Below are 22869 nucleotides of genomic sequence, written 5' to 3'. Positions count from 1 at the left end.
CCGTCTCTCTCCTCACAAAATAGATATTTGGTAAAAAGGAAATCGCATATTCATGCGGTTTGTTCCTCGGGATGCTTTCGAAATTGAAGCTCATACAGCTCTGCATAATGGCCGCCCTCGGCAAGGAGCTGATCATGGGTACCTTGCTCTTTCAGTTCGCCATCGGCAAGGACACAGATCGTATCCGCCCGTTCAATCGTAGACAATCGATGGGCAATAACTAATGTCGTACGATCCTTCATCAACTCATTTAAGCCCTGCTGGACTTCATATTCCGATTCTGCATCCAAAGCCGAGGTCGCTTCATCCAATAGCAAAATCGGTGCATTTTTGAGCAAAGCACGGGCAATTGCAATCCGCTGTCTTTGACCGCCGGACAAATTGGCTCCGCGTTCACCGACAATCGTGTCGTACCCCTCTGGCAACTCGGCTATGAAGCCTCTGGCATAGGCTGTTTTGGCTGCAGCCTCCACTTCCTCATCCGTGGCAGTCGGTGAGCCAAAACGGATATTATCCGCTACTGTACCGTGGAACAGCGTAGCCTCCTGTGGTACATAGGCCATCAAATCCCTGACCTCATCCAACGGAAATTCTTCTGCCAAACGACCACGAACCCGCAGCACACCTTCATCCGGTGGGTAAAATCCCAGCAACAACTTCATGACTGTGCTTTTGCCACCACCACTCGGACCGACAAGTGCAGTGACCTGCCCTTCCGGCACGACCAAGTTTAACCTTTGCAGCGTTGGATGGTCAGGCTGATAGCCAAAGGTGATGTCGTGCAGCTCTAGCGCAGCCGGAGTCTGTTCAATGGCGTGGTCTGAACGTAAGGTTTCAACATCGCCATAGAATTCCCCAGATTCACGGGCTGATAAAGCTGCCGTCTCGGGATCGCTAAGCCTAGTCAGCGGTCCCTTCTTTTTAGCCGCGGGGAACTGTTCCTCTTCCTTCGACTCATCCAGAATTTCGCGGATACGCGCCAAGCCTGCCAAGGAGTTTTGTAACAGTGTTACAGCCGCCCCTAGCTCCAAAAATACCGTTGAAATACCGGTTTGCAGTTGTACAATCTGTCCCAATACTCCCAGTTCCATTTGCTTCTGCGATACCAGAATCAATCCGGCGACAAGCACACCGCCCAGCGTAATGAACTCTATGACAAAATTGCACATATCCTGCAAGCCCATATGACGTCCCTGCCGGATGCTGATGCGATTGATGTCCTCGCTTGCATCGTTACATAGTCCACCTACCTTTGTCCTCAACCCAAACAACTTCACCGTCTGCAAACCGGAAAGCAAATCACTCAATCGTTCCGTGAACCTGCTCATCCGTCCCTGTAACTCTTCACTCGTCTTTCGCATTTTCTTCGCGAAATGAGCATTTATCCAGGCTGAAGCCAGCCCAAGTACAACCGCCATAATCCCAAATCGCCAATCCAAAGCCATCAAAATGACCAACGAGCCCAAGAAAAGCGAAATTTCCAGTATAATCGAGCGAATATGAACGGTGTAAGCCTGCTCTAGCGCCTGTACATCGTTCGTCATACGGGATACAAGATCACCCGAATGGTGTTTTTCGGCTTTTTCGTACGATAGCTTGACAATGTGGCCAAATAGTTTCATTCGTACATCAGCAATCGCCAGCTTTACACACCGTTTATACATATAGCTGCACAGGGGGGAGATAAGACTTAATGCCAAAAATGTACCACTGACCAAATAGACCGCTCGGTATAGCTCCTGTACATTGCCATTAACCGCGAAATTCAGCAAATAATGCACCACAAAAGAAAGTAAAATCGTGATGCTGGCATTGGTCAGACTATTGCCAACCAGCCCGGTAAAATACCATTTTCGGTGCGGCTTCATCAGGGACATCAACTGCTTAAATTCATAAAACCCCTGCTTGAAGGTCACGACGCTCACCCCTTTCCTCAGGCAACGAATTACCGTTTTCCGCCGTATGCTGTTCTTCTTCAAAATTTTTCAAATACAGCTTTCGGTACACACCATCACGACCCAGTAATTCCTCATGAGAACCCGATTCCACAATGCTCCCCTGATCGAGTACAATAATGCGGTTCGCCTGACGTACGGTTGACAGTCGATGAGCAATGACCAGTACCGTCCGGTTTTGCATTACCGCATTCATCGCATTCTGCACCTGAGCCTCCGACTGACTATCGAGTGCTGAAGTCGGCTCGTCCAATAGAAGTAGCGGAGCATTTTTCAATAATGCTCTTGCTATGGAAATACGCTGTTTTTGACCGCCAGACAATCCGCCTCCCCGCTCGCTCAACAGGGTTTCATAGCCCTCGGGAAGTTGAACAATAAAATCATGCGCATGTGCCGCTTTCGCCGCCTCGACAATTTCTTCTCGAGTCGCCTCCAAACGTCCATATCCGATATTTTCTGCAATGGTGGCCGGAAAAAGCGACGGCTCCTGAGATACCATCGAAATATGACTGCGCAGGCTTGTTAAATTCCAATCTGTCAAACTCTTTCCAAATAGTTGAATGGTTCCAGCATGCTCTCCAGGTTCATTAAATCCGCAAAGCAGCTTGAAAATCGTGCTTTTACCCCCACCGCTGGCACCGACAATCGCGACCATATCCCCTTGCCCTGCCTGGAAGCTGATATCCTTCAGCACTGTGTTCCCTTCATCGTAGCCAAAGGTCAAATGCTCAAAGCTGACTACAGCAACACTATCAACGTCATCATCACTTTCTGCTCCGCCTTCACTCATTCGGTTGGCTTCCCCATCTGCATCGTCTTTCAAATGAGGCGCCCTATTCTCTCGCTTCTGATCTACCAAGGTCATTTCGCCGTCCTGACGTTCATTCTGCCAATCCAGCACCTCAAACAAATGCTTTGCGGCTCCACCCGCTTCCTTCATTTGCGAAATGATCGTCGGCAGCATGGCAATCGGCTGCAATATGAACGAAATCAGGTATAAAAAAAGTACAATGCCTCCAGCATTCAACTCTCCATGTTGTATCAGGTATCCTCCGTATACAATGACCAAAATAATCGGTGTTGCTAGCATCATCACACCTACCGGAGTAATGGCTGCATAGCGCTTTTCTAGCCGTAAGCCGCGCTTGACGACCTCCTCCATAATCACCATATACTTCTTCAACAGCACAGCTTGCATATTGAATGCCTTGACGATAGGGATTCCTCCGATTGCATCTTGCCCCACAGCGTTCAAATGAGCAATTTTCTCCTGAAGATCCGCGGAGTATTTTTCAATTGGCTTGCTCATTAGTGATGTTATGATCATTCCTATTGGCATGAGCGCAAGACTTGCCAATATCAGTTTCCAGCTTGTCAGTAAAAGCAATATGAGTGATGCCGTAAACACGAGCGGTAAATAGAACAGATTGGCAAACTGCTGGATAAAAAAGTTCTGTAATACTGCCGTATTATTGGTTAGACGGGATACCAAATCTCCGGTAAATTTCCTTTCCACGCTGGAAACCGGTAAATCGCAAAACTTATGTACGAGATCGCCTCTCAAGTCGCGCAGAGCACTAACACTAAATCGCGCTGAAGCGTACCTCATCACAAACTTACAGGGCATTCCAATTAGCGTCATACCAACAACCAGATAGATCATGTTCTGGGTAGAGGAGAATGTCCCCTGTGCCATTTGCTCAATGGCCTTACCCAAAATAATGTCAATAGCTGCCAAACACAAGGAGGTGATCACCGTTATGAAAACCCATAGATTATACGGCCTTACATAACGTGCGAGTCTCCGAAAAGCAGAATTTAATCGAAACAAGGGCATCCCTCTTTTCGCTGCCCACACTTTTTCAGTGCGAACTTTTTATATTGGCTGTGGACGTCGTTGAGATAAACTCTGGGTTTGGATGCATGAGTATCCGTACAGAATAAAATGCGATTTTGAACTATGCTGGAATTTGCATCTTGGTGTGGGTTGGTTGTTGATTGTTGCTGAGATGGTAATAACGAAGTGTATCGTGATGTGTGGGACATTTAACTCTGTCTGAATCGTGGTTGTAGGGTGCTTGTGTTGTAAGCTGTATGAGCTCCCGCCGCGTGGGCCATCGGCGAGGATGTAGAAAGAATGTTCTCGACTGTGCTCATAACCTCTTGTTCTTGTTCATGGATGAAAAAGTGATTACCTTCGAACATTCGAACATCCATAGGTGATGTCGTATGCTGTTGCCAGGCATGCAGTGAATCTGTGCTAACCTCAAAATCCTTCATTCCGCCTAAAACAGTCATCGGACATATCAATGGATTTCCCGGCTGATAAACATAAGTTTCACATACCTTAAAATCTGCACGCAGACGAGGCATAATAATTTGCATCAATTCTGCATTTTGCAGCACCTCTTCAGGTGTTCCCTGCATCAAACGAAGCTCTTCGGTGAAAGAATCGTCTGCTAAATCATGGAGTCGTTTTTTGGAATATGGAATATGTGGTGCGGATTTACCGGATATGATGATATGCTCAGGTAGCTTTCCAGTTTTGCTGTACAATTGCCGTGCTGTTTCAAATGCAATCAGTGCCCCCATACTGTGTCCAAAAAAAGCGAACGGCTTATGTATGTATGGAGCCATAGCTGGAACCAACGATTGAACGATGTCTTGAAGAGTATCCATTGGAGCTTCTGTTGAGCGGCTTTCACGTCCTGGAAGTTGTATAGGCAACACGGTAATGTCAGGCGCAAACCTGGACTTCCAAGAGTTAAATATATAAGCACCACCACCGGCGTAGGGAAAGCAAAATAGTTGGAGCTTCATAGTCGGTTGGACCTCTGTTTTCGCGAACCAAGATTGTGATCGAGTTGTCATAAGAATTCCTCCATCCTCTATGCAGTTCATAATTTTACAGTAAATCCTTATATCTCTTTTTTTCTTCCAACACTTTCTAACTGTTTTTAAATATACAAACTTTAAAACCACTTGGCATGGGACAAAAGGGCTAAATTGATAGAGCTCATAAAAATAAAACAAAATCCATATTATGTTATTTGTTTCCAAACTTCAAAAGCAACAATTTCACTTTTTGTATGAGTTATCTGTCAATCATGATCTGTTAATTTAGTTTAAAACAAGATTTCAGGTTTTCACGAATTTTGTAAAACTGAACTCATTTTGATTTACATTGAGGTCCCAACCCCTTATCCTACAACAATTTTATCTTTACTTGCCATTAACATAAATGTAACAAATTCAACCTGATATCATCCGACAAATTCCGACTTTTTCCGCAGCTCTCTTCAATCACCTAAATATTGGATTGGATTTGTATCAAGCTCACATAAGACAAAATTAATAACTCTTTATTTTTGTAATAAATATTGTTATTCCATAGTCATAAAGAACCATTTTTTTTATATTTTTTTCTGACTCTTCGTCTAAAAAATCCAGTTCGAATTGAATTTTTCTCTCCTAAATCTATGAATTTTCTTTTCAAACTCTAATAAAAACGTTTCTATCTCGCTTCAAAAGTACCTGTTCTCTAGAAATTTATAGCCTTACTTTTAATCTTTCACCCTCTCAAAAAACAGTAACGGCAAACAGCAAGGCTCCCCGTTGTTGGAGACTTGCTGCTTTATAAATTTCATTATGTTTGACTTCACTATCGGTCGATATGCAGAGTGTTGTAAGCTTTATTGTAGTTATCCCCCAATCTTATTAATTTAGTGGAATGGAGTATAAGTATGGGTTCATGTATATATAATTTCCAAAATGCGAAAGCCTTATGGTATACAAAAAGAGCACAGCCCATTAAGGCTGTGCTCTTTTTATCGTGCTTGGCGACGTCCTACTCTCCCAGGACCCTGCGGTCCAAGTACCATCGGCGCTGGAGGGCTTAACGGTCGTGTTCGGGATGGGTACGTGTGGAACCCCTCCGCTATCGCCACCAAACATGAATTTGCTATGCAAATTCTACCGTATTGAAACTCGGTTCATCACAGCTGTGTGAATGAATTTCAATGCGTATTTCGTATGTATTTCTACATACCTTCAAGGTTACACCCTGAAAACTGGATCCGAAACTCATTTGCGTCTTATCTTAGGATAAGCCCTCGACCGATTAGTATTGGTCAGCTCCATGCATTACTGCACTTCCACCCCCAACCTATCTACCTCGTCGTCTTCAAGGGGTCTTACTAATTGGGAAATCTCATCTTGAGGGGGGCTTCACGCTTAGATGCTTTCAGCGCTTATCCCTTCCGTACATAGCTACCCAGCGGTGCTCCTGGCGGAACAACTGGTACACCAGCGGTACGTCCATCCCGGTCCTCTCGTACTAAGGACAGCTCCTCTCAAATTTCCTACGCCCACGACAGATAGGGACCGAACTGTCTCACGACGTTCTGAACCCAGCTCGCGTACCGCTTTAATGGGCGAACAGCCCAACCCTTGGGACCTACTTCAGCCCCAGGATGCGATGAGCCGACATCGAGGTGCCAAACCTCCCCGTCGATGTGGACTCTTGGGGGAGATAAGCCTGTTATCCCCAGGGTAGCTTTTATCCGTTGAGCGATGGCCCTTCCATGCGGTACCACCGGATCACTAAGCCCGACTTTCGTCCCTGCTCGACTTGTAGGTCTCGCAGTCAAGCTCCCTTCTGCCTTTGCACTCTTCGAATGATTTCCAACCATTCTGAGGGAACCTTGGGGCGCCTCCGTTACTCTTTAGGAGGCGACCGCCCCAGTCAAACTGCCCACCTGACACTGTCCTCGCACCGGTTCACGGTACCAAGTTAGAACCTAGATACGATCAGGGTGGTATCCCAAGGATGCCTCCCTTCAAGCTGGCGCTCAAAGTTCGACGGCTCCCACCTATCCTGTACAGATCGTACCCAAATTCAATATCAAGCTGCAGTAAAGCTCCATGGGGTCTTTCCGTCTTGTCGCGGGTAACCTGCATCTTCACAGGTATTAAAATTTCACCGGATCTCTCGTTGAGACAGCGCCCAAGTCGTTACGCCATTCGTGCGGGTCAGAATTTACCTGACAAGGAATTTCGCTACCTTAGGACCGTTATAGTTACGGCCGCCGTTTACTGGGGCTTCGGTTCATAGCTTCGCCCCGAAGGGCTTACCACTCCCCTTAACCTTCCAGCACCGGGCAGGCGTCAGCCCGTATACTTCGCCTTGCGGCTTCGCACAGACCTGTGTTTTTGCTAAACAGTCGCTTGGGCCTTTTCACTGCGGCCCCCTCGGGCTATTCACCCTACCGAGGCACCCCTTCTCCCGAAGTTACGGGGTCATTTTGCCGAGTTCCTTAACGAGAGTTCTTCCGCGCGCCTTAGAATTCTCTTCTCGCCTACCTGTGTCGGTTTGCGGTACGGGCACCTTCTCCTGGCTAGAGGCTTTTCTTGGCAGTCTGAGATCATGACCTTCGCTACTACAATTTTCGCTCCCCATCACAGCCCAGCCTTAACGATGTGCGGATTTGCCTACACACCAGCCTCACTGCTTAGACGGACATCCATCCGTCCGCGTCACTACCCTACTGCGTCACCCCATCGCTCATAACGGATTACGGTGGTACAGGAATTTCGACCTGTTGTCCTTCGACTACGCCTATCGGCCTCGCCTTAGGTCCCGACTTACCCTGAGCGGACGAACCTTCCTCAGGAACCCTTAGGCTTTCGGCGGATCTGATTCTCACAGATCTTTTCGTTACTCATACCGGCATTCTCACTTGAATGCAGTCCAGCGCTCCTTACGGTACACCTTCAACCCGCATTCAACGCTCCCCTACCCCTGATGCAAGCATCAAGCCATAGCTTCGGTGGTGTGTTTAGCCCCGTTACATTTTCGGCGCAGAGTCACTCGACCAGTGAGCTATTACGCACTCTTTCAATGGTGGCTGCTTCTAAGCCAACATCCTGGTTGTCTGTGCAACTCCACATCCTTTCCCACTTAACACACACTTGGGGACCTTAGCTGATGGTCTGGGCTGTTTCCCTTTCGACAATGGATCTTAGCACTCACTGTCTGACTCCCGGAACTAAATCTATGGCATTCGGAGTTTGACTGAGCTTGGTAACCCTTGCGGGCCCCGCACCCAATCAGTGCTCTACCTCCACGATTCTTCTTTCCGAGGCTAGCCCTAAAGCTATTTCGGGGAGAACCAGCTATCTCCGGGTTCGATTGGAATTTCTCCGCTACCCCCACCTCATCCCCGCATTTTTCAACATGCGTGGGTTCGGGCCTCCAGTGCGTGTTACCGCACCTTCACCCTGGACAGGGGTAGATCACCCGGTTTCGGGTCTACGTCCACGTACTCAATTCGCCCTATTCAGACTCGCTTTCGCTGCGGCTTCAGCTCTTCACCTTAACCTTGCACGGGAACGTAACTCGCCGGTTCATTCTACAAAAGGCACGCCATCACCCGTGATTTTTCCAAAGGAAAATATCATAGGGCTCTGACTTCTTGTAAGCACACGGTTTCAGGATCTATTTCACTCCCCTTCCGGGGTGCTTTTCACCTTTCCCTCACGGTACTGCTTCACTATCGGTCGCCAGGGAGTATTTAGCCTTGGCAGATGGTCCTGCCGGATTCATACGGGGTTTCACGTGCCCCGCACTACTCGGGATCCGTCTCGGAGAGAACAAGTTTTGAACTACAGGGCTTTTACCTTCTCTGGCGGGCCTTTCCAGACCTCTTCATCTAACCGGTTCCTTTGTAACTCCATGTGAGACGTCCCACAACCCCAAGGAGCCAGCTCCATGGTTTGGGCTAATCCGCGTTCGCTCGCCGCTACTGACGGAATCACTATTGTTTTCTCTTCCTCAGGGTACTTAGATGTTTCAGTTCCCCTGGTCTGCCTCTATTCTGCCTATGTATTCAGCAGAAAGTGACTGTCGATGAAGACAGCCGGGTTTCCCCATTCGGACATCCCCGGATCAAAGCTTGCTTACAGCTCCCCGAGGCCTTATCGTTGTTCGCCACGTCCTTCGTCGGCTCCTGGCGCCTAGGCATCCTCCGTGTGCTCTTTGTAGCTTAACCTAGTATTTACATCGTAAATACGATTTGCTTTGAATTTCGGTTCAACACTTACGTGTGAATGAAATTCAAGGCAGCTACCTTTATTTCACTTGTTTACACAAGATCAGCTTAAAGGAATATTCTAAAACGCAATTTCGTTTCGGTATCCAGTTTTCAAGGTGCAATTCGCTTCATCGAAGCGAAACCCGATGAATATTTCGGTTCCACACGAACGTGTGAATGAAGTATTCGTCGAAGCTTGAGAGTTTGAGCTCTCAAAACTGAGCAACGAGTGAGTAAGTTCAGGATATTCATTTCATTCACATGAATGTGATGAACCGAATTGAATATCCGGTCGCAGGTACGTTATACCTGCTAATTTGAATGTTTCCATCGCAGGAAACGATTCTCCATAGAAAGGAGGTGATCCAGCCGCACCTTCCGATACGGCTACCTTGTTACGACTTCACCCCAATCATCTACCCCACCTTCGGCGGCTGGCTCCCTTGCGGGTTACCCCACCGACTTCGGGTGTTGTAAACTCTCGTGGTGTGACGGGCGGTGTGTACAAGACCCGGGAACGTATTCACCGCGGCATGCTGATCCGCGATTACTAGCAATTCCGACTTCATGTAGGCGAGTTGCAGCCTACAATCCGAACTGAGACCGGCTTTTCTAGGATTGGCTCCACCTCGCGGCTTCGCTTCCCGTTGTACCGGCCATTGTAGTACGTGTGTAGCCCAGGTCATAAGGGGCATGATGATTTGACGTCATCCCCACCTTCCTCCGGTTTGTCACCGGCAGTCTGCTTAGAGTGCCCAGCTTGACCTGCTGGCAACTAAGCATAAGGGTTGCGCTCGTTGCGGGACTTAACCCAACATCTCACGACACGAGCTGACGACAACCATGCACCACCTGTCTCCTCTGTCCCGAAGGAAAGATCTATCTCTAGACCGGTCAGAGGGATGTCAAGACCTGGTAAGGTTCTTCGCGTTGCTTCGAATTAAACCACATACTCCACTGCTTGTGCGGGTCCCCGTCAATTCCTTTGAGTTTCAGTCTTGCGACCGTACTCCCCAGGCGGAATGCTTAATGTGTTAACTTCGGCACCAAGGGTATCGAAACCCCTAACACCTAGCATTCATCGTTTACGGCGTGGACTACCAGGGTATCTAATCCTGTTTGCTCCCCACGCTTTCGCGCCTCAGCGTCAGTTACAGCCCAGAGAGTCGCCTTCGCCACTGGTGTTCCTCCACATCTCTACGCATTTCACCGCTACACGTGGAATTCCACTCTCCTCTTCTGCACTCAAGCTCCCCAGTTTCCAGTGCGACCCGAAGTTGAGCCTCGGGATTAAACACCAGACTTAAAGAGCCGCCTGCGCGCGCTTTACGCCCAATAATTCCGGACAACGCTTGCCCCCTACGTATTACCGCGGCTGCTGGCACGTAGTTAGCCGGGGCTTTCTTCTCAGGTACCGTCACTCTTGTAGCAGTTACTCTACAAGACGTTCTTCCCTGGCAACAGAGCTTTACGATCCGAAAACCTTCATCACTCACGCGGCGTTGCTCCGTCAGGCTTTCGCCCATTGCGGAAGATTCCCTACTGCTGCCTCCCGTAGGAGTCTGGGCCGTGTCTCAGTCCCAGTGTGGCCGATCACCCTCTCAGGTCGGCTACGCATCGTCGCCTTGGTAGGCCTTTACCCCACCAACTAGCTAATGCGCCGCAGGCCCATCCACAAGTGACAGATTGCTCCGTCTTTCCTCCCTCTCCCATGCAGGAAAAGGATGTATCGGGTATTAGCTACCGTTTCCGGTAGTTATCCCTGTCTTGTGGGCAGGTTGCCTACGTGTTACTCACCCGTCCGCCGCTAGGTTATTTAGAAGCAAGCTTCTAAATAACCCCGCTCGACTTGCATGTATTAGGCACGCCGCCAGCGTTCGTCCTGAGCCAGGATCAAACTCTCCATTAAAGACCAACCGAAGTTGGTTTATAGAAAGAGCGATAAGCTCATTTTGAAACTGACGAGATAAAAATATCTCTTGTTTGCTTCCATCTTATACAGCCTGGATGGCATGTACCAAAATTTCAGCGTTGGATTTTGCAAGCAAAATCCGTACTCACTCGTTGTTCAGTTTTCAAAGATCAAATTATCATTCGGCTTCGTTTGAGCCAGAACAAAAATATAACATTTTCAACTAATTCAATCAACCTGTAAATAATTCCAGGCGAGTCATCCACCCCATATTATTGAATAATCATTTTCGGGCTAGACTAACAATATATCAATTTAAAGCAATTAAGTCTATCTGTAAAAGTTCCCAGCTTGTTCAAACTTATTAAAAATCTTTGATCTTGTTTTATTGGCTGGACTAGTAATTTAACACGTATACCAAATTAATTCTACTTGCAATTAATTCCTTTTGATAGATAACTATAGATATTAGACCAAAGTAATTCATAATCCCAATAGACAGAAGTATTACTTAAATGTGTTATTCTAATTTTACATAAGGATTTGCTTTTCCAAATTAGTTCTCGGATGATTTCGAAGGTTGATCTATTCTAGCAGAGGAATTTATCAAACTTTTAGGGCCAAGGTACTTCATACCTTAAACAATAATCAGATAGACGTATATTGTTGGATATACATTTAGTAGATCATTTAGAGGGTTAAGAAATTACGAAGTAGACTAAAGAGAGATGCATGACAAAGATAATTATGTTTACGTCACTCAATAAAAGTGAGGTATACTCGATTCTTATTCCATGGAGTTGATAACTTCATCTGTTCTATGACAGTTAGATTGACCCTAAAATATGAAAAACAGCGGTATCCTTGGATAAGTCCTAGATACCGCTGTTTTATTGAACTATAAGCCATGACTTCAATGTTCAAGAAGATGCCGCTACCGCAAGCGTACCGGAAGAATCAGCTGTATGATGGATACTCCGCACGAAGCGAATCGTTTTTGTATCCGAGTGCATTACGACTGAATGAGTTTCCGCTCTGTGGCCGGGAAGAGAACGAACCCCCTGCAACCACTCTCCAGGTGTTACACCTGTAGCCACAAACATCACGCCTTGCCGTCCGACCATATCATCCATAGATAGCAACGCGCCAGGATCAGTAATGCCCATACGTTTGCAACGCTCAATCTCTTCTTCACCATGAGGCAACAAACGGCCCTGTATTTCTCCGCCCATGCATTTCAGCGCTGCAGCGGCCAATACACCCTCAGGAGCGCCACCAGAACCGATATGCAAGTCTACACCGCTATCCAGGCATGTTTCAATCGCGCCCATCACATCCCCATGGCCTAGCAATTTGATACGAACTCCGCTTTCCCGCAGAAGCTTGATAATCCCGGCGTGCCGTGTACGATCCAGAATGGACACGGTAAGATCAGGCAAGGATTTACCGAGTGCTCGTGCAGCTTTTGACAATGTGGTCGGGATTGGGTCCTCAAGTGACAGCTTTCCAGCCAGCGCCGGGCCAACGGCCATTTTTTGCATGTACATATCCGGAGCGTGGAGTAGACTACCACGAGGTGCAGCAGCAATGACCGACAGAGCGTTATTCAAACCATTTGCCACCGTTTCGGTTCCTTCCAGTGGATCGACAGCGATGTCCATAGCCGGTCCTCTGCGATTGCCTACTCTTTCCCCGATATACAGCATGGGAGCCTCATCCATTTCGCCTTCGCCAATGACGACCGTGCCGTCCATGGATACCGCATTAAAATGAGTGCGGATGGCTACCGTAGCCGCCTCGTCTGCGCTATTCTTATCTCCACGCCCTGTCCATTGTGCTGATTGCAGTGCCGCTGCCTCTGTTACCCGAACGAATTCCAATGCCATTTGACTCTCCATACCTATCCCTCCACCTCTCCTAAAATAATTATTACCCTTAAGCAAATGAATATATTTAGGGCAGCTTTGCTGCAATCTTTCTATTTATCTATTAAACTCCTGTATCCTACGTTTTTAATTTTTAGTTATATGAGCAGCTACTAGGCTCTATAACATTCTGATAATTAAACCTGCCGTCTCTTCAATCGCCTTATCTGTAACATCAATAACCGGACAATTCAGCTCTTTAAACAAAGACTGCGCATACGCTATTTCCTCTTCCACTCTCGTCGCTGTAGCATACTGCACATTATTAGGTAGCCCCATAACCTTTAGTCGCTCACTGCGTATTTTCAACAGTAACTCTGGCTCGATCGTTAATCCGAACACTCGACCACGCTGAACATCCTTCAACTGAACAGGCGGTGTCAGCTCCGGCACAACCGGTATGTTGACCGTTTTATAACCTTTATGCGCGAGAAACATGGATAAAGGAGTTTTGGAAATACGGGATACTCCAAGCAATACAATATCCGCTTTGAGAATGGCGCTCACATCTTTGCCATCATCGTATTGAACCGCAAAATCCAAGGCCTCTACACGCCGAAAATAGTTGTCGTCCAGTCGATGCAGCAGACCAGGCTTCTCTTTGGGATCGTTATGGAACGTATCGGCAAACGCCTGCATCATTGGTCCCATAATGTCGACAGCCCGCACATTCAGCCGGACAGCCTCTTCTTTCATCGCCTCTCTCAATTCCGGCTGTACCAGCGTATAAGCTACAAAGCCTCTACGCTCGGCAACTTCCTCCATCACCCGGCTCAGTTCGTCTTCATCCCTCACGTTCATAAATCTTTTGATCTCTGTGTCCGGTAACTCAAACTGGCGCATGGTCGCCTGTACGACAGCTTCTGCCGTCTCGCCAATCGAGTCTGAACAGATCGCTATAAAATGACTGCTCGCCTGAACCATTCGATTCCTCCCATTAATCCTCTGCTACCATATCGAGCAACATTTTAATAATATTTGTTTTTGTAATACGTCCCACGACTTTCCAGTGCTCTCCTGGCTTGTCGGAGTCGGAAGGGACGACGACAGGCAGACTGTCGATTTGACGGGCAATAATTTTGCGCGCTGCCTCTAATACCGTATCCTCTGGGGAAACGGTGACAACATTCGCCTGTCGGGTCATCACTAGGCTGACAGGAATGGTTGCTGCATTGGGATTCCCTAACGTTACCTTAAGTAAATCCTTGCGGGAAGCTACCCCTGCCAAATCTCCGTCTTCATCGGTAACGATCAAATTGCTCACATTTTCCAAAAAGAGAGCTACAACAGCTTCCTGAATCGTTGTTGTTTCACGTACGATGACTGGAACCCCGTGAAGATCGCCCACCTTCATTTGCAATAGCCGGAATTTTTCCTCCCGGTTCGGCGTGCCCCGCTTTCCAACAAAATATCCGACCTTGGGCTTTGCATCTATGTAATTCAGAATACCCAATTTGGATAGGTCGGTCCGAATGGTCGCCTTACTGAGATTAAGCATTTCCGCAATCTGATCCCCGGTAATTGGGGCATGCTTTTGTACGATGTTTAAAATTTCTACTTGTCTTGCCGTAAGGTCGATGATGAACGTCCCTCCTTTTTTTCTTGCGATCTAATATTGAATATAATACGTCATATATAACAATAAATCAACCTTAAAAAGCATATAAAACATCACATATATAAAATTAAAGTGGTTATTCATGTCTTTTTATCATTTAAAACACTTATTCAACACAAAAAAACGGGCACTTTACACCCTGCTCTTTCGAGTAAGGCGAAGTACCCGCTCTCTTATTCGTATCTTAAAGCATCAATTGGACGCAGCTTAGACGCCTTCCGCGCCGGATATACTCCGAACAACACTCCGACTGCCATACAGCACAGAAAAGAGTAAAGCACGGGCTCTATCGAATACACAATCGGCATTTGGACGAATTTCTCAAGCAGTTTTGCACCTCCGAGACCCACCATTACGCCAACTAGTCCACCCATCAGACTGAGAAAAACAGCCTCAGCCACAAACTGCAGCATAATATCACTACGTTGCGCACCAATCGCTTTACGAATCCCGATCTCCCTCGTACGTTCCGTGACGGACACCAGCATAATATTCATAATGCCGACACCTCCAACGCCAAGCGCAATTGCAGCTACACCGGCCAGCAGCATATTCATAATCCGATCAACCCCGGACACTGTTTTTAAGATTTCCGTCTGGGTCATGATCTGAAAGTCATCGCCCTCTGATGGCTTTAGCTCATGTCTGACACGAAGCACCTGCCGAATTTCTGCACTTGCCTGATCAATCTTCTCCTCTGATGTTGCAGAGGCGTTCACCTGCTGAATACTCATATTGCCTAGCCGTTCCATCCCCGTTGTAATCGGTACATATACCTGCTGACCGCTGTTACTCATATTGGAATTGGAATTTGCCAGCACACCGACCACCTTAAAAGGAAGCTGTTTGATCATGATCGTCTCACCGACCGCTCTGGAGGCATCCGGACCAAAAATATTACGGGCCGCATCACTCCCAAGCACGGCCACATTCATTTGTTTATCCACTTCATAGTGGGTAAACGACCTGCCTTGAGCTAGTGACAGCTTTCTCACATGAACGAATGCCAGTGAAGTCCCCTCAATTTGTCCGCTGACCTTATTGCGACTCCACGTAATATCTGCATTGGTCATAGCACTTGGTGCTACCTCTGCTACTGCTTTTTGCTGCTCTAGCGCATCGATATCTTTTAGAGATATTCCTTTCGTCTGATTGAACGACATGGAACTAGAGCCATCATATGGAGCATAAGGATAGATCATCAGCAGATTATTTCCCATACTGTTGATCTGAGATGTAATCGTAGCCGTTGATCCTTTACCGATGGCTACAATCATAATCACAGCGGCCACTCCGATAATAATGCCCACCATGGTCAGCAAAGATCGCAGCATATTGGTTCGCAAACTGTTGAGTGATACACGGATAATTTCCTTAAACTTCATGCCTTCACTTCCTCTGCCGCCATTCTTCGTTTCCCAACAGGCTGATCCTCTTCAATCCGCCCATCTCGAAAATGAATCAGACGCTTGGCGTATTCCGCAACCTCTTGATCATGAGTAACCAATACAACCGTTTTCCCCTGATCATTCAGACGCTGAAAAATCCCCATTATTTCAACACTTGTTTTGGAGTCCAATGCGCCTGTAGGTTCATCCGCCAAGAGAATGACCGGATTGTTCACAAGTGCGCGGGCAATGGATACCCGCTGCTGCTGACCGCCTGACAATTCGTTCGGCCTATTGTTCATCCGATCGCCTAGACCTACGCTAGTGAGGGCTTCCATTGCCCGCAAACGACGCTCCTTGACAGGAATACCTGCATAAATCATAGGCAGTTCCACATTCTCCAGAGCCGTTGATCGCGGGAGCAAATGAAATTTTTGAAATACAAATCCGATTTTCTGATTACGTATAATAGCCAGTTCATCCTCACGGGCATCTAAGATCGAATAGCCGTCCAAATAAAATTGTCCTGACGTAGGTAAATCCAGACAGCCGATAACATTCATCATCGTGGACTTGCCTGATCCAGACGGTCCCATAATCGCAACAAAATCACCGTCAGCAATATCAAGTTGAACCTCACGCAGAGCATGAATTTCCTGATCTCCGACATGGTACACTTTTTTCAAATCCTCAATCTGAATGACGTATCTCATACCCGTTTAAAAGCCTCCCTGCATGCCGCCCATAGCGGAAGGGTCCGGCGGAGGTTCAGGAGCAGGCACAATAAGCGTGTCACCCTCCTTTACACCTGACTTGAGTTCGACTCGATCTGGCGTATAAAATCCGAGTTCTACGGGCTTGAAAGTGCGCGCCCCTGGATTTGCAGCATTATTAGCGGAAACATACACGCCATCCTGTCCCCCTTCGGATCTCAGCGCAGTCGCAGGTACGAACAGTACATTTTTGTGTACTCCCAAAATAACGGCCACATTCATAATCATGCCCGTTTTGAGCTTGCCTTTCGGGTCATGAACAGACAGTTCCATCAGATACGTCGTCATCCCTTCATCCGTAGAGGCTTCCGGTGACACGAATTGCACCTTCCCTGGAAATGATTCACCCGGATAGGCATTGGTAGTCAACACGGCTGAAAGACCCTTCTTTACTTTGACAATGTCGGTCTGACTTACCTTCACAACCACCTTAAGGTCGTTGGAATCCGAGTTATTCATGACAATGAATGGAGCTGTCGGACTGGTCCCTACATCCCCGTTCACCTTCAAGATTACCCCGTCCCAAGGTGCTGTAACCTGAAGCTTGTTCAATTCATTTTTCTTCTGCTCCAGTTCCGTCGCCTGTCTTCGAACCTCTATCCGTGAGGCTTGAATATTGGATGCATCAGCCGGAACCTGAATTTTGCGAAGCTCTGCCATTGCCGTACGATATCCGATTTCAGCCTCTGAAATGGTGCGACGTTTTTGTGACATGATTTTGCGGAACTGCAGATCCAGACCATCATAGTCCGTCTGTGCTTTATCCAGTGCTTGCTCTGCCTGCTCTAATTCACTGTTGGACACCGCCCCGGCATCATGTAAAAACTTTTGGTCTTCAAATGCCTTTCGCGCCTGTTCCAACTGCTTTTGGGAAGTTTTCTTCTGACTTTCGGCTTCTTCCAGCTCAAATGATTCTTGCGCTGTATCGATAGCCATTTTGGCCCGAAGTACATTTGTTTTCTGAATTTCAATGTCCTCTGCCTTCGGACCTTTCTCCAATTCAGCCAGCTTGGCTTTGGATATTTCCAAAGTATCAGACGCACTCTGAATTTGCATTTTAATTTCAGAACTGTCCAGAAGAGCCAGGACTTGTCCTTTCTTTACTTTGTCTCCGGCCTTCACGTTCACCGCTGCCAGCTTATTTTCGCCTGCGCTTGTAAAATTCAACTTCACTTCCTTGGAAGCCTGTACGGTACCGGACGTATCCAGCTTCTCGCTCACATCGCCGCGTTCTACTTTAAGCTTCTCATCCTGAACCAACGGTGCCGCCTGTTCTTTGGGCAAATTTAGGTATACTGCTGCTCCGCCTCCACCGACAACCAGTAGAACAATTGCAGTCCAGATCCACTTTTTTCTCCGTTTTCTCCGTAACTTGATTAAAGCGTCATTTAAAACCGTTTCTGCCAATGCCGTTTCCTCCCTATGTGCTCCATGGCTTGTTCAACGTATACTCATTTTGATCCAACTCGATCGCAAGCTCTTCCATTTGCCGTTCAATCTGGTTCACTTTCAACTGATTATTTTTCAATTCCATCTCAATAATTAGACCTCTGGCCCACTTTTTGCGTGATAATTCCAAGGCCTCTTTTGCTGTACGCAAGCTTTCTTCCAGTTGTACGTATTTCTTTTGATTTTCCTTAACTGTGGCATACAAATTACGGAGAGATTCGGCAAAATCCTTTTGACCTTTGTCGAGTTCCTCCTTAGCCGTATCGACATCCATTTTAGCTAGATCATAAGTACCTGCACCATTGTTAAAATCGAAATATCTCACATTAAGCTCCGAAGTTTTGATGCTATCCTCCAGCTTCCATAAATTTGGATTCATGTCTGTCAGCTGTTGTATATGTAATTCGATATCCAGCTTCTTCGGTTCCTTGTACACGGGTCGATCGACCAATTCATAAGCTGTTCCATTAGGCTGTCCCATGAGGAAGTTCAGGGCATCCCTGGATTTTTGCAACGCAATTTTCCCCTGCTCTACGGTTTGCTGAGCTTGGCTTCTGGCCTGTGTACTCTCGTTTTTCGCATGCTCAGACAGCTTTCCGCGCGCAAATTTGGCAAGTGCAATCTTTTCCTCCGCTTGGGCGATTTCAAGCGCTTCTAGATCATTTTTCACCTGATTCTCTGCCACGAACACACTTTGATAGCTTTTCATCACATTAAAATAAATCTGGTCTTTGGCGAACTGCGCCTGCTTTTTGCTGGCTAAATAAGATAGCGTCGAGGAACTGTAATTTCTCCATGACGTTTCATCATCAACATACTCATTGTCTATAAAATCGACAGGTGAATTGCCCAGGTCCTTTTCTGCATTTTTCAGTTCCATTCTGCGGCGCTCTACGTCCCGTTCGGCGGTACGTGTATTGTAACTGTTCGTCTGTGCCCATTCCGCGGCCTGCTTGAGTGTCAATGTAGGTAAAGCCTGACCCGTTATGGATGATGTCTTCGATGGAGCCGCAGCAGAAGGTTTAACTGACGTACTTGATGCTACATTTCCTGATAAACTCTCAGCCTGTACAGTGGAGGCCAAGCCTGATGATAATGACAATACAAGCAGCACGGCAGCCGCTTTTTGCTTCATAGATGAATCTCTCCCCTTTCGGTGCATTCTTCGAATCTTTTCCGTTTTTTTCGACATAAATTTCCACAAACTCTTGCATTCTAATTGTACTTTCAGGTTTGTGTTGGTACAAGGTGTCAATACAATACATTTTTGTAACCTTTACTTCCAGATTACTCGCTTTATACTACTTTTCGTCCAATCAGATATGGATTCAACCTATTTTTACCTTAACTTTACCTAATTTTCAGCTAATTTTAAGGAAACCAACAGCATCTATTAAGGTTTGGAACATATACTAGAGAAAGAATAACAGCCGCTCACTGGGAGGGTTAATAGATGATAAAAGAATCTCGTATGACAACCACTAACGAACCGTCTGATTTGTGGATGACCCGCTTTTTACGTGAATCAGATCAAAAAAAGAAACAACTCATCCGGGAAGCCCGGAAAAATAACGATATACCACTGATGAACAGCATTTCTTTTCACCTTGCCCAACGGGATCAGCAGCATCTTATCGGATAAAATGACAAATGAATCTTATGCTATAAATAACAGATTACCTCTAGTTATCTGCTTCGTATGCTAGATGAAAAAGACCGGGACAAATCGTTAATTGAGTTGTCCCGGTTCTTTATGACGATCAAATTTAATATAAAACCGCATAGCTTGTTCCGCGCCTATTCTTCCATCTCTGCCTGCGGATCATAGAGATATTGATCCAGTGGAATGCGCCCGTTTTCATTAAACCGTATGCCTTCCTCCTCCAAATACAGACGCTGCAGGGATGCGGACTCATCCTCCTGCAAAGCAATCTCCCCCAAACGGTTGACTACTCTATGCCAAGGAAGCCGGTGTTTTTGGCTCAATGTATGCAAAATCCGCACCACCTGTCTGGCACCTCTTGGGCTTCCGGCCTCTGCCGCAATTTGACCGTAAGTCATTACTTTTCCCTCAGGGATCAACAGTATAATTTGAAGCACACGGGCAGTGAAAGGCTGCATGTTCTAATTCCTCCGTATTACTATTGCTTTTTCAATAATTATAGCACCCTGAACAGATGCTAAAAACCCCTGCTCCTACAAATGTAAGAAACAGGGGAAAACCCATCGTTAAAATTTAGAATCCGCTCAGACCCTGCCTTTTTAAATCCTGTGCTACCAATCGTGCCAGTTCCCTTGCACCTTCATAGTTTGGATGGAGTGTATCACCGTTCATGTACAAAGCCAGTGTAGCGACTTTACCAATAGAAGTAAAATAAGCGGAGCTAAGAACATTCAGGTCGACTAAAGGCGTTTGTTCCTCTTGAGCCAGCGCCAAAATAGCACTTCTATACCATCTATTTTCTGCGTTGTGTACATTGTTAGCATTAAAGTCAGTGGCTCGTCCTTGCGGAGTTGACAGGATTACCGTCGCCCCCTTAGCCTTCGCCTGCCGGATCATATCCCGCATCCAGTCCTTAAACTCTGCTTCGCTTTCGTTATGCTTTGGATTGGTGTCATTAATGCCCAATTGGAGAATAAAATAATCCCCCGGCTTAATATATTGGACGATGGCCTCCAACTGACCGTCCTGATGGAAGCCTCTAGCAATTTGGCCTCCTGACGCCATATTGCGAATTTGAAAAGTATTCGTGTTCACAAACTCTGGCAGCAGTTGACCCCATCCCGCCTGCACGCTGCTATCCAGCGGATAATAGTTACATACCGTAGAATCCCCACCGATATAAATTGTTCGATTCGTAACCGGATTGCTAGATAATTGCCTGATTTCCATTGCACTGAGTGTGAAGACCGCCCCCTCTTTGCCTTCAGTAACCAGCAGATTTAGTTGTCCGTCTGTTACTGGAATTTGAAAGCGATCCTTGGCCCCATTCCCTGTCATATTTATGACCTGATACACCCCTTCAGCTGCAATACTCGAACGAGAGGTATCTCCTAAAGTAACCGACACCTCATACAAACCAGGAGGAAGATCAACATCAAAAGTATTCTCGCTTTTCGTACCTGTAACCAGGAAACGTACCGCATCACTTGCCACTCCAGTCCCCGAAGCACTGACATTACGCATATTCTCAGGGGTACGAAAGCCATAGCCACGTGCTAAGTCATAAGACAGCGAAGCGCTCACTCCGGTATAACCCGTTTCGACCGTACCTCCGCCAAAATCAAACTTGTACTCGCCAGCGGATGCCTGGGCCGGGAGAGCTATGCCCACACCTGTTGCACCACATAAAAAAGCTGCTAAAAGCATATGAGTCAATCCTTTTTTCCACACCATTCTTCATTCCTCCTCCAGATTTTTAATTGTACGAAGCAATGGATATTTACTGTAAGCGCATACATAAAATTCTACCCATTGTTGCAGGGTTATGCCTGTGTAATTCTTATGCAAAAGAAAAGTAGTTTAATCGTTAAGCTTGAAACTTGTCTTGTACACAAAAAAGCTTCGCAGTTACATCTGCGAAGCCTCATGAAGCGATATTTCGTCATATCAAAATTACTACATTAATCCGCAACCAAAATTCCGTCAAAGCTCTCTGGACCTACACGTATTGTACCCAGCAGGTTAGCTGAAACAAAAGCAGTGTACACCAATTGTTCCGTAATCGGCGGGTTAAAGTCATCGGCTGAGAATGCAATAACCTGTGGAGCCAACAAACTCAAACTAAAAGTTGACGTGGCCGAATAAACAACAGGGTCAGTAACCAGGGTACCTCTTACAATAGTGATCGTTATTCCGACTAAAGCAAGCGGAAGTTGAAGCGATATAGTTCCTTTAAGCAAAACCCGTGGCGTACCTGTAGCTCCCAGTGTGTTTAACCCGATCTGCCCGAACAATTGAGGCGTATTTATAAGAGTGATCGGAATGGCAATAGAGTTGGCTGTCGAAGCATTTTGGGATGTTCTCCCATCAATAAATGTTCCCATGGTTTCTCCTCCTCTCTCTATCAGATACTCATAGACTATGAAAAAGTTTGTTTTGTGCTTGGACTGAATAACTTGTAAAACACACAACTTCTGATGAATAGGCTAATGTGCAGCCCCTTCTCTAGCCCTGTGAATACACTAAACCAACACTGAGAAAGGAGGGATGTCATGTCTAATAAGTTTAGAGCCACCTTAAGGGGGGCTAATGAAGTGCCTCCTGTCAGAACAAATGCGACAGGAACAGCCGAATTTCGTTACCGTCCAACGAGCCAACAATTAAGCTTTGAACTGACTGTACGCAATATCTCACGGGTAACCGAAGCGCATATTCATCTGGGACGAAGAGGTGAAAATGGCCCTGTTGTTGCTACACTGTTTGGTCCTTCGAAGTTTGGAATAACCGTTAGAAGAGGCGTCGTTAGCGGCGTGCTCCGTGCATGTGATCTTACCGGTCCACTCAGAGGCAGAACCATTTATGATTTGGTGTGCCAAATTAGAGAGGGTAATGCCTACGTCAATGTCCACACGATCCGTCATCCGAATGGTGCTATTCGTGGACAAATTAGACGCGCACCTATCAAACGTTGCAAATAACGAATAATCATGAGTATAAAAAAGAACTTCCATACCACTCATTTTGAGGCTATGGAAGTTCTTTTCTTAATTCAGGATTTTTGCAAAATCCTCAATTCTTAACAAAAGTTAAGAAGT

At 46.5% G+C, this 22869-nt stretch carries 15 protein-coding genes and 3 rRNA genes; 2 read left to right on the top strand and 16 right to left on the bottom strand.

Going from position 1 to position 22869, the window contains the following annotated elements:
• Positions 1 to 50 precede the first annotated feature (50 nt).
• The 13 genes from MKX46_RS01300 to MKX46_RS01240 all read right to left on the bottom strand — a co-directional run bounded on the left by MKX46_RS01300 (position 51) and on the right by MKX46_RS01240 (position 19246).
• Entirely contained in the window at positions 51 to 1916 is a 1866-nt protein-coding gene (locus MKX46_RS01300; RefSeq protein ID WP_341070788.1) for an ABC transporter ATP-binding protein, read from the bottom strand.
• Entirely contained in the window at positions 1891 to 3786 is a 1896-nt protein-coding gene (locus MKX46_RS01295; protein ID WP_081317618.1) for an ABC transporter ATP-binding protein, read from the bottom strand. The genes MKX46_RS01300 and MKX46_RS01295 overlap by 26 nt, the downstream gene beginning before the upstream one ends.
• 215 nt (positions 3787 to 4001) lie before the next feature.
• Complete coding sequence (locus tag MKX46_RS01290; protein ID WP_341070786.1) at positions 4002 to 4826, bottom strand: thioesterase II family protein; 825 nt, start codon at positions 4824 to 4826, stop codon at positions 4002 to 4004.
• A gap of 963 nt (positions 4827 to 5789) precedes the next feature.
• Positions 5790 to 5906 (bottom strand): 5S ribosomal RNA (gene rrf, locus MKX46_RS01285).
• A 149-nt stretch (positions 5907 to 6055) separates the two neighbouring features.
• Positions 6056 to 9004 (bottom strand): 23S ribosomal RNA (locus MKX46_RS01280).
• Positions 9005 to 9399: 395 nt separating this feature from the next.
• A 16S ribosomal RNA gene (locus MKX46_RS01275) occupies positions 9400 to 10955 on the bottom strand.
• The 16S, 23S and 5S rRNA genes sit together here, the layout of an rRNA operon.
• A 923-nt stretch (positions 10956 to 11878) precedes the next feature.
• Positions 11879 to 12856, bottom strand: coding sequence for a class II fructose-bisphosphatase (gene glpX / locus MKX46_RS01270; RefSeq protein WP_029518434.1), 978 nt, complete (start codon positions 12854 to 12856; stop codon positions 11879 to 11881).
• A 147-nt stretch (positions 12857 to 13003) separates the two neighbouring features.
• Positions 13004 to 13807: a pyruvate, water dikinase regulatory protein gene (locus tag MKX46_RS01265; protein WP_029518435.1), complete on the bottom strand. Its 804-nt coding sequence runs from the start codon at positions 13805 to 13807 to the stop codon at positions 13004 to 13006.
• Between the two features lie 13 nt (positions 13808 to 13820).
• Positions 13821 to 14435, bottom strand: a complete 615-nt coding sequence (locus tag MKX46_RS01260; RefSeq protein ID WP_223822107.1) for a helix-turn-helix transcriptional regulator — start codon at positions 14433 to 14435, stop codon at positions 13821 to 13823.
• A gap of 239 nt (positions 14436 to 14674) precedes the next feature.
• Positions 14675 to 15886, bottom strand: a complete 1212-nt coding sequence (locus MKX46_RS01255) for an ABC transporter permease (protein WP_029518436.1) — start codon at positions 15884 to 15886, stop codon at positions 14675 to 14677.
• Positions 15883 to 16602: an ABC transporter ATP-binding protein gene (locus MKX46_RS01250; RefSeq protein ID WP_029518437.1), complete on the bottom strand. Its 720-nt coding sequence runs from the start codon at positions 16600 to 16602 to the stop codon at positions 15883 to 15885. Before MKX46_RS01250 ends, MKX46_RS01255 begins: the two co-directional genes overlap by 4 nt.
• A gap of 6 nt (positions 16603 to 16608) precedes the next feature.
• Entirely contained in the window at positions 16609 to 18069 is a 1461-nt protein-coding gene (locus tag MKX46_RS01245) for an efflux RND transporter periplasmic adaptor subunit (RefSeq protein ID WP_341070785.1), read from the bottom strand.
• 13 nt (positions 18070 to 18082) lie between these two features.
• Positions 18083 to 19246 carry a TolC family protein gene (locus MKX46_RS01240; protein ID WP_341070784.1) on the bottom strand — a complete coding sequence of 388 codons (1164 nt, stop codon included), beginning with the start codon at positions 19244 to 19246 and terminating at the stop codon, positions 18083 to 18085.
• 318 nt (positions 19247 to 19564) lie between these two features.
• Between MKX46_RS01240 and MKX46_RS01235 the strand changes: the two genes are divergently transcribed.
• Positions 19565 to 19753 carry a hypothetical protein gene (locus MKX46_RS01235; protein ID WP_019687137.1) on the top strand — a complete coding sequence of 63 codons (189 nt, stop codon included), beginning with the start codon at positions 19565 to 19567 and terminating at the stop codon, positions 19751 to 19753.
• Positions 19754 to 19908: 155 nt separating this feature from the next.
• Here the strand turns inward: MKX46_RS01235 and MKX46_RS01230 are convergent, their stop codons facing one another.
• From MKX46_RS01230 to MKX46_RS01220, 3 genes are all read right to left on the bottom strand, one after another.
• Positions 19909 to 20232, bottom strand: coding sequence for an MGMT family protein (locus MKX46_RS01230; RefSeq protein WP_029518440.1), 324 nt, complete (start codon positions 20230 to 20232; stop codon positions 19909 to 19911).
• 115 nt (positions 20233 to 20347) lie between these two features.
• Positions 20348 to 21508 carry a rhamnogalacturonan acetylesterase gene (locus MKX46_RS01225; RefSeq protein WP_029518441.1) on the bottom strand — a complete coding sequence of 387 codons (1161 nt, stop codon included), beginning with the start codon at positions 21506 to 21508 and terminating at the stop codon, positions 20348 to 20350.
• Positions 21509 to 21735: 227 nt separating this feature from the next.
• The gene (locus MKX46_RS01220) at positions 21736 to 22158 is read right to left on the bottom strand and encodes a hypothetical protein (RefSeq protein WP_029518442.1); all 423 of its coding nucleotides are present in this window, start codon (positions 22156 to 22158) and stop codon (positions 21736 to 21738) included.
• Between the two features lie 168 nt (positions 22159 to 22326).
• Here MKX46_RS01220 and MKX46_RS01215 point away from each other — a divergent pair, with 168 nt between their 5' ends.
• The gene (locus tag MKX46_RS01215; RefSeq protein WP_023988435.1) at positions 22327 to 22752 is read left to right on the top strand and encodes a CHRD domain-containing protein; all 426 of its coding nucleotides are present in this window, start codon (positions 22327 to 22329) and stop codon (positions 22750 to 22752) included.
• The last annotated feature ends 117 nt before the right edge of the window (positions 22753 to 22869 follow it).

This window comes from Paenibacillus sp. FSL P4-0113 (assembly GCF_038009305.1).
Classification (GTDB): domain Bacteria; phylum Bacillota; class Bacilli; order Paenibacillales; family Paenibacillaceae; genus Paenibacillus; species Paenibacillus polymyxa_D.
The sequence above is the reverse complement of the archived record's forward strand: the minus strand, read 5'-3'. Positions and strand labels throughout refer to the sequence as shown.